The sequence below is a fragment of the Ralstonia flaminis genome, from assembly GCF_958415495.1.
GTDB lineage: Bacteria > Pseudomonadota > Gammaproteobacteria > Burkholderiales > Burkholderiaceae > Ralstonia > Ralstonia flaminis.
The window spans coordinates 145,215-157,924 of sequence record NZ_CATZLL010000013.1 but is presented as its reverse complement, the minus strand read 5'-3'; the positions used below and the strand labels follow the sequence as shown (position 1 = coordinate 157,924).

General features: G+C 64.8%; 12 protein-coding genes. 4 read left to right on the top strand and 8 right to left on the bottom strand.

Annotated elements, in window-relative coordinates; translation table 11 throughout:
* Both R2N11_RS19445 and kdgD read right to left on the bottom strand, forming a co-directional pair.
* Positions 1-1,572: an aldehyde dehydrogenase (NADP(+)) gene (locus R2N11_RS19445; RefSeq protein WP_316682054.1), complete on the bottom strand. Its 1,572-nt coding sequence runs from the start codon at positions 1,570-1,572 to the stop codon at positions 1-3.
* Positions 1,573-1,597: 25 nt separating this feature from the next.
* A complete protein-coding gene (gene kdgD, locus R2N11_RS19440; protein WP_316682053.1) occupies positions 1,598-2,536 on the bottom strand; it encodes a 5-dehydro-4-deoxyglucarate dehydratase in 939 nt (312 codons plus the stop codon).
* Between the two features lie 338 nt (positions 2,537-2,874).
* On the opposite strand from kdgD, the gene R2N11_RS19435 reads away from it, so the two are divergent.
* Positions 2,875-3,771 (top strand): LysR family transcriptional regulator, encoded by an 897-nt coding sequence (locus R2N11_RS19435; protein ID WP_316682052.1) that lies wholly within the window; start codon positions 2,875-2,877, stop codon positions 3,769-3,771.
* Positions 3,772-3,776: 5 nt separating this feature from the next.
* Here R2N11_RS19435 and R2N11_RS19430 read toward each other — a convergent pair whose 3' ends face one another.
* The gene (locus R2N11_RS19430; RefSeq protein WP_316682051.1) at positions 3,777-4,145 is read right to left on the bottom strand and encodes a hypothetical protein; all 369 of its coding nucleotides are present in this window, start codon (positions 4,143-4,145) and stop codon (positions 3,777-3,779) included.
* Positions 4,146-4,151: 6 nt separating this feature from the next.
* On the bottom strand, positions 4,152-5,363 hold the full coding sequence (locus R2N11_RS19425; protein WP_316682050.1) for a M24 family metallopeptidase: 1,212 nt from the start codon (positions 5,361-5,363) through the stop codon (positions 4,152-4,154).
* A gap of 212 nt (positions 5,364-5,575) precedes the next feature.
* Between R2N11_RS19425 and R2N11_RS19420 the strand changes: the two genes are divergently transcribed.
* From R2N11_RS19420 to R2N11_RS19410, 3 genes are read left to right on the top strand one after another with little or no spacing between them, the layout of a single operon-like run.
* A complete protein-coding gene (locus R2N11_RS19420) occupies positions 5,576-6,769 on the top strand; it encodes a porin (RefSeq protein WP_316682049.1) in 1,194 nt (397 codons plus the stop codon).
* Between the two features lie 18 nt (positions 6,770-6,787).
* On the top strand, positions 6,788-8,050 hold the full coding sequence (locus tag R2N11_RS19415; protein ID WP_316682048.1) for an MFS transporter: 1,263 nt from the start codon (positions 6,788-6,790) through the stop codon (positions 8,048-8,050).
* A gap of 34 nt (positions 8,051-8,084) precedes the next feature.
* On the top strand, positions 8,085-8,690 hold the full coding sequence (locus R2N11_RS19410) for a TetR/AcrR family transcriptional regulator (RefSeq protein WP_316682047.1): 606 nt from the start codon (positions 8,085-8,087) through the stop codon (positions 8,688-8,690).
* A 4-nt stretch (positions 8,691-8,694) separates the two neighbouring features.
* On the opposite strand, the gene R2N11_RS19405 is transcribed toward R2N11_RS19410, so the two are convergent.
* The 4 genes from R2N11_RS19405 to R2N11_RS19390 are packed head-to-tail and all read right to left on the bottom strand — an operon-like array spanning position 8,695 to position 12,692.
* Positions 8,695-9,636, bottom strand: a complete 942-nt coding sequence (locus tag R2N11_RS19405) for an ABC transporter substrate-binding protein (RefSeq protein ID WP_316682046.1) — start codon at positions 9,634-9,636, stop codon at positions 8,695-8,697.
* A gap of 5 nt (positions 9,637-9,641) precedes the next feature.
* Positions 9,642-10,811 carry a c-type cytochrome gene (locus R2N11_RS19400; protein WP_316682045.1) on the bottom strand — a complete coding sequence of 390 codons (1,170 nt, stop codon included), beginning with the start codon at positions 10,809-10,811 and terminating at the stop codon, positions 9,642-9,644.
* 34 nt (positions 10,812-10,845) lie between these two features.
* On the bottom strand, positions 10,846-11,661 hold the full coding sequence (locus R2N11_RS19395) for an ABC transporter ATP-binding protein (protein ID WP_199032176.1): 816 nt from the start codon (positions 11,659-11,661) through the stop codon (positions 10,846-10,848).
* A complete protein-coding gene (locus R2N11_RS19390; RefSeq protein WP_316682044.1) occupies positions 11,655-12,692 on the bottom strand; it encodes an ABC transporter permease in 1,038 nt (345 codons plus the stop codon). Before R2N11_RS19390 ends, R2N11_RS19395 begins: the two co-directional genes overlap by 7 nt.
* Between the last annotated feature and the right edge of the window lie 18 nt (positions 12,693-12,710).

Sequence of the window (12,710 nt, the reverse complement as noted above, 5' to 3'; positions counted from 1 at the left end):
TTACTGCCACTGCCCATCAACCAGACGGCGCAGCTTGAGCGGGTTCGCGTCTTGCAGCGCCTGCGGCAGCAGGTCAGCCGGCAGATCCTGGTAGCACACCGGGCGCAGGAAGCGCTCGATGGCCGCCGTGCCGACCGAAGTCGTGCGCGAATCCGTCGTGGCAGGCCACGGGCCGCCGTGCACCATGGCCTGGCACACCTCAACGCCGGTTGGCCAGCCGTTGGCCAGGATGCGGCCGGCCTTGCGTTCCAGGATCGGTAGCAGCGAACGGGCGATCGCCGTATCGCCTGCATCCAGGTGCAACGTGGCCGTCAGTTGACCTTCGAGCGATTCAGCCAGCGCGCGCAACTCCTCTGCGTCGCGGCAGCGAACGACGAGTCCGGTGGCGCCGAAGATCTCGTCGTGCAGCGTCGGTTGTGCCTGGAAGCTCTGGGCATCCGTGGTGTAGAAGCCGGCCTGCCCACGGTTGGGCTGATCACTGCCCTGCCCGCGTGCAACACAACGCACGTTGGCCTCACCAGCCAGCTTGTCGACACCACGGGCGTAGGCCGCATGAATGCCGGCGGTCAGCATTGGCTGGGCCGGTGCCTGCCCCATGGCAACGGCGGCGGCGGCCTCAAACGTTTCGAGATCCGGGCCATCGATTGCGAGCAGCAAGCCTGGGTTCGTGCAGAACTGGCCGGCGCCCATCGTGAGCGATGCCACGTACTGCTGCCCCAGCGCAGCAGCACGCTTGGCCAGCGCATCCGGCAGCAGGAAAACGGGGTTGATGGCGCTCAGTTCGCCATACACGGGAATCGGCTGCGGACGCGCCTGCGCAATGCGCAGCAGTGCCTGGCCGCCAGCACGCGAACCGGTAAAGCCCACCGCCTGGATGCGCGGATCGGCCACCAGGGCACCTGCCACATCGTTGTCCGCCAGGATGAGCGAGAACACGCCTTCCGGCAGGCCGCACTGGGCAACCGCCGCCTGGATGGCGCGGCCCACTAGTTCGGACGTACCCGGATGTGCCGGATGCGCCTTCACGACGACCGGGCAACCGGCAGCCAGCGCGGATGCGGTATCACCGCCCGCCACCGAGAACGCCAGCGGAAAGTTGCTCGCGCCAAACACGGCGACCGGGCCCAGCGCGATGCGGCGCAGGCGCAGGTCGGAGCGCGGCAGCGGCTTACGCTCAGGCAGTGCCGAATCGAGGCGCGCGCCCACGGCATCGCCGGCACGCACCACGTTCGCAAACAGGCGGAGTTGGCCGCACGTGCGGCCACGCTCGCCTTCCAGACGGGCACGCGGCAGCGCGGATTCCGCCATCGCGCGTTCGATCAGCGCATCGCCCAGGGCCTCGATCTGGCTGGCGATGGCTTCGAGGAATGCGGCACGCGCTTCCGGCGCGGTCTCGCGGTAAACGTCAAAAGCCGCAGCGGCCAGTTCAGCGGCACGTGCGGCATCGGCCTTGGAGGCCAGGGTGAATTCGGGTTCGAGCCATTCCCCGGTGGCGGGGTTCATGGCGCGAACCGTGCCGGCACCGCCCGCAACGCGGGCAGCACCCAGCAGCAGTTCGCCGCTCAGAGTCATGTTGGGTTCCTTGTTCAGGTTGCGCTCAAGCAGCCAGCTTTTCGACTTCGGCCACGCGCGACACCAGTGCTGACAGCTCGGCCAGTTCTGCGTCGGTCAGGTCCGTCAGCGGCGCGCGCACGGGGCCCGCGCTGCGGCCAATCACCTTCATGCCGGCCTTGACGATCGACACTGCATAGCCGCGCTTGCGGTTGCGCAGCTGGATGTACGGCAGCACGAACTCATTGAGCATCTTGTAGACCTTGGCGTTGTCGTACGCCCGCACGGCAGCGTAGAACTCCAAGGCGAACTTCGGCACGAAGTTGAAGATGGCCGATGAGTACGTCGTCACGCCCATCGTCAGGTACGGCAGCGCGAAGGTTTCGGCGGTGGGCAGGCCACCGATGTATGTAAAACGATCGCCCAGGCGGGCGTAGATGCGCGTCATCAGTTCCAGATCGCCCACGCCGTCCTTGAAGCCGACGAGGTTCGGGCAGCGATCAGCCAGGCGTTCTAGGTGGTCAGCGTCGAGAATCTGGTTGGCGCGGTTGTAGATGATCACGCCCAGCTTGGTCGATTTGCAGACTTGCTCAACGTGAGCGGCCACGCCATCGGCGGAGGCTTCGGTCAGGTACGGGGGCAGCAGCAGGATGCCATCTGCGCCAGCGGCTTCTGCGGCCTTGCAGTACTCGGTCGATTCAGCGGTGCCGCGGCCCGCCGGGGCGATCACCGGAATCTTGCCGCCCGTCTCGGCCACAGCGGCGCGTACAACGCGGTCGGTTTCTGCGGCAGTCAGCGAGAAGAACTCACCCGTACCACCTGCGGCAAACAGGCCGGCTGCATCGTGGCTGAACAGCCAAGCCAGGTTCTTGCGGTATGCCTCTTCGTCAAACGAAAGATCGGACGCCTTGAAGTGCGTGATGGGGAAAGACAGCAGGCCGGAACCGATCTGCTGGGCAAATTCTTTGGGGGTATATCGGGACATGTCTCGCTCTGCCTGAAGACCACCAGGGCAGTGGTCAGGTGTTGTTGGTGAGCGAATTTTTGCATCGGGAACGATTCAAGTCCAAAACAACTAATGACTAGATTGATACATATTTTGTATTGATACAGGGTGTTCCCCTAGCGGGCGGATCAGATGCTGCAATTGCACATGAAGTGACCGCCGCCTGGCACCCAGACACGTTATTGCGCGATGCGAGCAGGTTTCGATGCCTGCCGGCTGCCATGGCCCAGGGGCCTGTCATGCGGGCCGATTCTTGCACTCCGCATCATTCCAATTCAAGATAAGCAAGAACACCAATCCATACCTGTTTTGAATCGATGTTTGAGCTGAGCCAACTCCGTTGTTTTGTCGCCGTGGCAGAAGAACTGCACTTCGGGCGCGCTGCTGAGCGCCTGCATATGACGCAGCCGCCGTTGTCGCGCCAGGTGCGTCTGCTGGAGCACCAAGTCGGCACCGAACTGCTTGAGCGCAACAGCCGGTCCGTCAGATTGACTGCTGCCGGGCGCAGCTTTTTGCCTGATGCCTCGCGCATTCTTCGGTTGGCTGATGAGGCAGCAGCCACGGCACGACGCGTCGCCACGGGTGCCGCCGGTTCACTGGCGATCGGCTTTACGGCGACGGTCGGTTATGGGCAATTGCCCGCGCTGGTGAGCGCCGTGCGAGCGGTATCACCGGGGGTGCGATTGACGCTGAAGGAGATGGTGAGCGGTGCGCAGCTTGCGGCGCTCGATGCACGTGAGATTGATGTCGGCCTGTTGCGCCCGCCTGTGGAGCACGGTGAGTTGATGGCGGTACCGTGCTCGCAGGAAGCATTGGTGCTGGCATTGCCCGAGGCCGTTGCCGATACCTGGCCGCTGCGCCCCAGCCTGCGCGACTGCGAAGGCAAGCCGCTGCTGATGTATTCACCTTACGAGGCGCGCTACTTCCACCAGTTGGTGAGTGGCCTGCTCGAACGTGCCGAGGTATTGCCCGACATCGTCGAATACGTCAGCCAGATCCACTCGATGCTGGCGCTGGTGCGCGCAGGGATTGGCGTGGCGCTGATTCCCGCTGCGGCATCGATGCTGCATTTTGAAGGCGTGGTTTATCGCCCTGTGCGCACCACCCCCGCGAAACCGGTCGAGCTATGGCTGGCCCATCGCAAGGACAACGACAACCCGGCGTTCCAGGTGTTGAAAGACACGCTGCGTCAGTCGCTCACCAGTGGCCGCTGATCGTGTCAGAGGACAGCGCGGGCACCCAGCAGCGCGCCCGCTACGTTCAACACCACACCCATCCCATTGGTGAGAATGGCGGCCATCCAGGCAACCACTGATCGATAAGCTTGCGTTGGCCCGCGACGCAGGTGGGCGAGCACGCCACCGGCGCCGAGCACCAGCACGAAGCACAGCATCGCCGCGCGGTACGCCGTATCGAACCCGGCATGGCCCGACCACAGCGCCAGCGCATACAGCGCGAACACGCCGGTGGCGGCAACGAGGTTGGTGGGTGCCAGTGGCTTGCGACCCGCCAGCGCCAGACTGGCGCTCAACGCGTTGAAGGCCAGCGCGATACACAGGTAAGCAATCTGCAGCAGCACGATCTGCATGGCCGCTCACAGGTTCAGTGCGTTGCGCACCAGGCTGCGCTGCAAGCGGTGGCGCAACCTGGGGCGCCCGAGCACAAGTTCACTCAGCCGTATCGGTGCCTTGGTCAAACAGCGGTAGCCATTGGCGGTGACGAGCACGGTGTCGGAGTGTCGATACCCGCCCTCGCCCGCCAGGTAGATGCCGGGCTCGATGGAGATCACCATGTTTTCCTGCAGCACGTGTTCACTGCCTTCGGCAATCCAGGGCGGCTCGTGATTGCCCAGGCCGAAGCCGTGCCCGCAGCGGTGCAGCCGCACGCTGTCGCCCGCATAGCCGCAACCGGCCAGGAAGCGGTTGACCTGCCAGTCCAGCTCCGCGCAGTGCATGCCTGGCCGCACGAGTGAGAACGCCCGCTCGCGCGCTGCTTCCAGCAGGTGAAACAGTTCGCGCTCACGCGGGTCGGGGCGTGTGGTGAAGAAGGTACGCTCGCTCTCCGCTGCGTAGCCGTTGACGCGGGTCAGCACCATCGCGACATGCGGGCCTTCGTTCAGCGTCATATCCAGGCGCGGAATGGCGTGTGGTTCCGCGCTCAGCGGTGCCGGCCATGCCCCACAGATGATGCGCGTGGCGACCGGGTCCCAATCTGGGGTCTCGCGAATGATCTTGCGGGAAAGCGCCTGCCCCGGCGTAAACGTTTCGGCCACCAGTGCGCCTTCCGAGGCATTGCGCAGGATCTGCCGGACGCCCCAGTCCGCATAGTGCGCAGCGCGCTCGATGGCGGCAATCTCCCAGGCGGATTTGATGATGCGGATGCCTTCCATCAGCTCGTGCGGCTCGCCACCGGCATCCAGCAACATCCGCGCCATCGACATCGGCAAGCTGGGTTCGAACGCGAAACCCGGTTGCAACAGCCCTTTGCCAAGCAACGCGTCATGCCAGGTCTCTCCGGCAGGTGCCGGGTACTCGCGATAGGTCGAGACACTGTCTTGTGCGCCCCACGCCTTGCCCAGATGGTCGAGCTCAAGCGCTGGCACCACCAGTTGCCGCCCACCGTCTGCACCGACGATCAAGAAAAACGGCCGCTCCAACGCATCAAAGGTAGCACCCGTCAGGTAGAACAAGTTGTCGGTGTCGGTCAGCACCAGTTGCCGCAGACCCGCCGCGCGCATTGCCGCGCACACCGCATCGGCGCGCCGCTGGAATTCCTGATTCTGCTCCGGGGTGAAGACTGCTTTCATGGCGATCCTGTGTTGTCTCGCAAATTAAACGTACCGCATGGTACACACGAGAGTTCATCGCGGCAACTAGGGAATATCGCAGATAAAAATTCAAAGTTTTGAGAGGATGATGCCCATCTCGCAGAGTCATTCATTGACTGCTCACGCCAATGACGTACCAATTGGTACGCATCGAAGAAGAATCTGAGAACAGAATCAGGAGGAAGACAGCTATGGGAATTGCAGGCGGCATCCGCACGGCCAGCGTGATCGGCCTTTCCGTGATGGGCTCGGCGTACGCCCAGTCCAACGTCACGCTGTACGGCACGGTTGAAAATGCTCTGTCCTACACCACGCATGTCAATGCAGCGGGCGACAGCCTGTCGGGCATGTCGGCGGGCATTCTCACAACCAGCCGCTTCGGCATGCGTGGGAGGGAAGACCTTGGCCAAGGTTGGGGCGCGACCTTCAACCTGGAGCAAGGGTTTTCTCCGGCTAACGGCGCCACGCAGCAACAGGCCTGGTCGCGCGAATCGTGGGTCGGGCTGGAAGGGCCATATGGCCGGGTCACGCTGGGCCGGACCTACGCCCCCATTCTGGAGGCCGCCTATATGGCCGACCCGCTGCGCGAAGGCACCGGCACGGCATCGGTGGTAGCACTGGGGCAGTTGAGCGTGCTGGCGCCCGGCAACGGCTACCGGCTTGACAAGACGATCCGGTACACCACGCCGGCATCGTGGGGGCCGATCTCGGGCAGCATGCTTTACGCGTTTGGTTCCCCAGGGAGCAACGTGCAGAAGAGCGACTTCGGTGCACACCTGATGTATGGCACGCCTTCGCTCACGCTGGTGGCCGGTTACAACCGCGAAGACAACCCGTGGGATGCCTCAGGCTCGATGATCAACGCCGTGGCGGCCGGTACACCACGCCCGCCCATCGCCAGCCCCGCCTACCTGAACGACTGGAAGCGCGAGACCTGGATGCTCGGCGCCAACTACACAATCGATAAGCTCAATCTGTACGCCGGCTACTCGCATGATAGCGATCGCCCCTCTTCCGGCACCGCGCGACGCGCCTACACCACGCACCTGTACTGGGCCGGCGCGGCCTACTGGCTGACCAGCAATGCGGATGTTCGCGTCGGCTTCTACAAGCTGCGCGTGGAAGACACCAACATCCACCCGTATCTGGTGGGCGCGCAGCTCGACTATTACCTGTCTAAGAACGTGGATGTGTACCTGCTTGGCGCGTTTGTCCATAACCAGGGCGGCGCGGGCACGAGTTATCCGGTGGTGGCGTTTGGTACGTCGGCGGCGGCCTCGGCGTATGGCGCCAATACGCTGGCGCAGTCGCTCGGCACCACCAGCAGCGTCACGCCTGGCACCAATCAGTTTCAGGCGGCGGTGGGCGTGCGTTACCGCTTTTAACCCCCGGAGGCACGCGACATGACAACCCTTCGCCACAACCTGGTCGGCGCAGCCGTCGGCAACTTCTTCGAATGGCTCGACTTCACCCTGTACGGCTACTTTGCGCTGGCCATTGCACGCAACTTCTTTCCAGCAGGCAACGAGGTGCTTTCTACGTTGGCCGCCGTCACCGCGTTCGCCGCCGGCTTTGTCGTGCGTCCGTTCGGCGCCTGGTGCATCGGTCGCTACGCTGACCGGCGCGGTCGCAAAGCCGCCATGGTGGCCACCGTCCTGCTGATGGGCGCGGGCACGTTGCTGATTGCCATCGCACCACCCTACAAGACCGCCGGGTTTCTGGGGACCGCCATGGTGGTCATCGGCAGGTTGTTGTCCGGCTTTGCCGCTTCGGGCGAAAGCGGGGCCGCCGGCGCGCTGGTAATCGAGTCCTGCCCGCCGCACCAGCGCGGCTGGTATGGCGCCGTGTTCAGCGCCTCCACCTACCTGGCGCTGGCAGCGGGGTCTGGGGTGGCCCTGCTGGTGTTCGGCACACTGGGTGTGGAGCGCACGCTGGACTGGGGCTGGCTCATCGGCTTTGTGGTGGGATTGTGCGTGATTCCGGTGGGGGCCTACCTGCGCCGGCATATGAACGAAAGCCTGCACGCGGGCGCCATGCACACCGGCGGCACGGAAGCTCGCACGCTGCCCGCCCGTGTGCTGGCAGCGCAGATCGTCATGGTGTCGGCATTGACGGGCTTCGGCTCGGCGGTGGTCTACCTGGCCATCGTCTTCATGCCGGCATTTGCCACGCAGGCGCTCAAGATCGGGCAGACCACCGGGGCCATCGGGTCAACGCTGGCGGCGCTCGCTATCATTGCAGGTTCGCTCATCGGCGGGCCCTGGTCTGACCGGCGTGGCCGCAGCGGCATCATGTTGTTCGGCATCGTGCTGGCGCTGGGGATCGGCACACCGCTGTATGAACATCTGCTCGTCAGCCCCACGCCCGGGGCGCTTTTTGCCTTCCAGGGGGCGTGCGCGTTTGGGTTCGGCCTGTTCCTGGGCGGCAGCTTTCCATTCTTTGCCGAGCGTTTTCCCCCGGGGCAGCGCGCGCTGGGCATTGGCCTGGGCTACAACATCGGCGTGATGCTGTTTGGCGCAGCGTCTCCCGTGGTGTCCACCTATGCGCTGTCGCAAGGCATTGTCCGGGCGCCGCTCTATTACCTGCTGGCTGCAGCCGTGGTGTCTGTGGTGGCCATCCTTTGCATGCGCAAGCCGCCGGTGTGGCAGCGCCAGTTGATCGCGTAGACTGGCGGGCAGTCCAAGTATTGAGCTGTATCCCATGGCCACCACCGCAGCACCGCGCAAGAAGCGCACCGAAACACCGTTCACGCCCAGCGAATCCGCCGTCAAATCACTGGATGCGGCGGTGCGCTATGTACTCGACAACGGTATCGGCGACATGTCGTTGCGGCGCGTGGCCGAGGCCATCGGCACCAGCCACCGCATGCTGATCTACCACTTTGGCTCCGCCGATGAATTCTGGGAGATCGTGCTGCGCGAGATCCGCCACCGCGAGCAGCTTGCCCGCGTGCGCATTCAGAATGACGCCGACAACCCCGTGATCGCCATTGAAGCTGCATGGGACCGCTACGCATCGGACGCCTACCTGCCTATCATCCGGCTGCTGTTTGAGCTTTACGCACGCGCCATTCGCGAGCCCGAGCGCTTTCATGCCTTTCTCGGCGACGTGGTGGACAGCTGGCTTGCCCCCGTTACCGCGCTGTTCGAAGCGCAGCTTGGCCTGCCCCCTGCAGAAGCCCGCGCCCGCGCCCGCATTCAGGTGGCGACGATGCGCGGCCTGCTACTCGATCTTGTCACCACGGGCGACCGCAAAGGCACCACTGCCGCACTGAAGCGCTTTGCGCGGATGATTACCGCGCCCTAAGCACTCAGGCCGTCAGCGGAAAGTGGGCATCGAAGGTCGATGCCACATCCAACTTCTGCCGCAGCAGACCCGCCTTCAGATAGAAATCCGCCGTACGTTGCTGCTCGGCAATGAGTGGTGCATCAATCGGGCGCCACACCGTCTGGCGCCGCGCGAACTGCAGCCTTGCCGCCTCCGGTGCAATGCCGATGATGCGCGCCAGCGTGGCAGAAAAGCTGTCGACATGCTGGTACGACCACACCTGGGCACGCACCGCGCGCTGCAGGAAGTCCCGCAATACCTCGCGCTTTGCGGCCAACGCGACATCCGTGGCCGCCAGATAGCTCAGGCCTGACCACAGCCCGCGCCCGCTTACCAGCACGCGCGCGTGTCCAGCGGTTTCCGCCATCGCCGTATAGGGCTCCCAGGTAGACCACGCATCAATGGAACCGTTAACCAGGGCCAGCTTGGCATCGGCCGGTGGCAGAAAACGGAAGTTGGCATCCTGGGCCCCAAGCCCAGCAGATTCCAGCGCCTTGAGCGCCACCAGATGCCCGATCGAGCCCCGGTTGGTACCGATGGATTTGCCCTTGAGGTCTGCCGCCGCCTTCAACGGTGAATCCGGACGTACCAGCACCGCCGTGCCATAGGGGTCGGATCGGTTGGCGCCAATCAGCTTGATGCGTGTGCCTGCTGCCAGCGCGAAGATGGCTGGCGCATCGCCAATCGGCCCCAGATCCACCGCGCCCGCGTTGAGCGCTTCGGCCAGTGGCGCCGCAGCGGGAAACTCCGTCCACTGAATGTCATAGGGAACGCCTTTGAGTGCGTCTGCCGCCTCCAGCAGTGCGCGCAGCCCGCCCTTCTGGTCGCCGGCCTTGAGTACGGGGCGTACCTGTGCAAGGGACAAGGCCGGCGCGGCAGCCAGCATCAGCGCAGATTGTGCAAAACGTCGTCGAGAGATCGGCATGTTAGTCAATGGATGAAGCCGCCCTTCACATAACGCACCGGCTCGGCGTCCATGCGGGCGATGAGTGTGTCGAGCCCCGCAGCGCGCGGCGGTTCAGCTGTGCGTGGGGCGGAGGTGCAAAGAAAATCGGCGTCGGACCAAGTGGTGCCCGGCTCGCCGCGCGCACGCAGCCAGCCATTGCGATCCGCCAGCAGTTGCGTGCCCGAGAAGGTTTGTGGCGTGGTGCCGGCAAGCGCAGCAAAGATGGGCCAGGCATCGCGGCCCGACACCACACAGCGCGCTCGCATGGGCAATGCAGGAGACGGCAGCGTGCCATCCGGCGTGATAAGCAAGGTCTGGAAGCGCGGATCTTCAAAAGGCACCTGCCCTGCCGATGCGGCATCGATGGCGACGACGCGCACGCGCTGCCTATCGCGCCAGGCATTCAGCGGCTCGGGGGCGGCATCTGCGCAACGTACGGACAAAGCGGGCAACGCCAGCGGCAACGGCCAACCGCCTGCGCGCACGCCACCGCTGGCGGCCAGCACTTTCATGTAATCAAGCACCGCCCAGATGTCGTTGTCGCTCAGCCGGTTGGCGAAGGCGGGCATGGTGGCCACGCCTTGCGCGTCCCGCATGCCGTGGGCGATGTGCCAGAACAGTTCGCCATCCGCATGGCGGCCAAGCAGTGGGCCGACAACGGTGGGCGGCCAGCGCGTGAGCGTGGCCGCCAGCGGGCCCTCGCCACGGCCATCCGCGCCGTGGCAGCTTGCGCAGGCCGCGTTGTAGACACGGGCACCGTTGGCAATGGAGCCCAGGGAGAACGCAGTCGGGCTGGCATGAAAGCTGGTGGGCACGGCGGAGGACAGCACCACCGCCGACGGCCACGGCGCCACCACCAGAAAGCCCGCCGCCACACCCAGCGCTACTGCACGCCAGCGACGCACCAGCATCGCCACAAGCACCGCCAGCATTGCCAACGCCACCGCGATGAGCGTGATGCCCAGTTGCCGCGCCTGCCCGAGATCGATCAGCAGCGTTTCACCGGCAATGCGTGTTCCCCAGGGCCACGCAGGTTGACCGTGCATCTCGCCTGTCAGCCCCAGTGTGTGCCAGAGCGTCAGCAAACTCTGCTGCGCCCATTGCAGGAGGCCGAGCAATGTATTGAGCCAGGCCGTCGGCGGGGGCCCGCTCATGACTGCACCTTCATCGTGGAATGTCCTGCGTGCCCTACCAGGTCTGGCCCAGGCCAAGGTGGCCAAGCGCCTCGTGCCGCAGGGCGTTCAGGCGTGGATCGCCACGATGGCGTGGATAGGGCAAGTCGACCGTCAACTCCGCTGCAATGCGTGCCGGGCGCGGGCTGAAGATGATGACGCGCTGGGCCAGGAACAGCGCCTCTTCCACATCGTGCGTGACCAGCACCGTAGAGAAACGTGCACGCTGCCATAACGCCACCAGCTCGCTCTGCATGGCCAGCCGCGTGAGTGAATCTAGCTTGCCCAGCGGCTCATCCAGCACCAGCAACTGCGGATCGTTGACCAGTGCGCGCGCCAGTGCCACACGCTGGGCCATGCCGCCCGACAACTCATGCGGAAACGCGCGATGAAAGCCCCTGAGGCCGACACGTTCCAGCGCATCGTCCACGCGGTCGCGCTCCGTCTTGAGCACACCGCGCGCCTGTAAGCCGAGGGCGACGTTGTCCCACACACGGCGCCATGGATACAGCGTCGGGTCTTGAAACACCACCACGCGCGACGGATCAGGCTCGGTGATGGGTGCATCGTCCTGCAGGATGCGGCCGCGCGTGGGCGCTTCCAGCCCGGCAATCAGGCGCAGCAAGGTGGATTTACCGCAGCCGCTGGGGCCCAGCAGCGCGACGAACTCGCCGGGCTGCACGGTCAGGTCAACGCTATCGAGCACCTGCAGCGGATTGGCGCGGCTGCCAAACCAGTGGCTCACGCCCTGCACGTCAATGCGTGCGCCGGTGGCTGTGGGTGCTGCCACCGCAACGGATGCAGCCGCGTCGCGTTCAAGTACGGCTACCATTTCAGCGTCCCCTTCTGCCAGACCAGCGCGCGGTCGCGCACCTTGAACAGCAGCGTGATGATGCTGGAGAACAGCAGCGCCATCACGATCAGGGCTGCATACATGTTCACGTACGAAGCCCAACCCTGCGCCCAAGTCAGGTACCAGCCGAGGCCGGATTTCACGCCCATCATCTCGGCCGTCACCAGCACCGTAAACGACGCGCCCAGCCCCATGAACAGGCCGACGAATACCTGCGGCAATGCCGCCGGAATCGCCACGCGCAGCACCAGGAAGGCGTTGGAGGCACCCAGCGTGCGCGCCACGTCGTAGTAGCTCTTGTTCACGCCGGCCACACCGGACCACGTGAGCACCGCCACCGGAAAACCCGATGCCAGCGCAATCAGAAAGGCCGCCGCCGAATAACTCGACGGGAAGAAGTAGAACGTGATCGGCAGCAACGCCGTGGCCGGCAACGGCCCCAGAATACGCAGCACCGGATGCACCCAGTACCCCACGGCACGCGACCAGCCGATCGACACGCCCACCAGGAAGCCGGTCAGCGCGCCAAAGAAGTAGCCCAGCCCCAGCAGTTTGAGCGTGTTGACGACGCTGCCGCCCAGGCGGGCCCAGTCTTCGGTGTAGACCTCGATCAACGCCTGAGGCGGCGCAAAGAATGGTGTGGGCAGAAAGCCCGATTTGGCCGTCAGTGCTTCCCATGCGCCCAGCACGACCGGCACGGCGATCAGCCATGGGCCGAACGGCTGCAACGTCTCTTGCAGCCGGCGCAGCGGAGCAACGTATGCGCCAACCGACGCCAGCACGAACAGCACGACGCCTACCAGCAATGCGGTGATGCCCAATTCGGCCGTGAATGCCCAATCGCTGAAGCCAACCACATGGTTGGGCCAGCGCCAGGTAAGCAGGCCCAACGTGGCCCATGTGATGGCCGCCGCCAGGCCGGTTCGCCATACGCGAACGTTGGCCGCGGTATAGGCAAACGGGTTGGCCAGCGCGCCCGGCACGTCAAGTGTCTGCGGGATGGTGCTCATGTTGATGCTCTCCTCAAG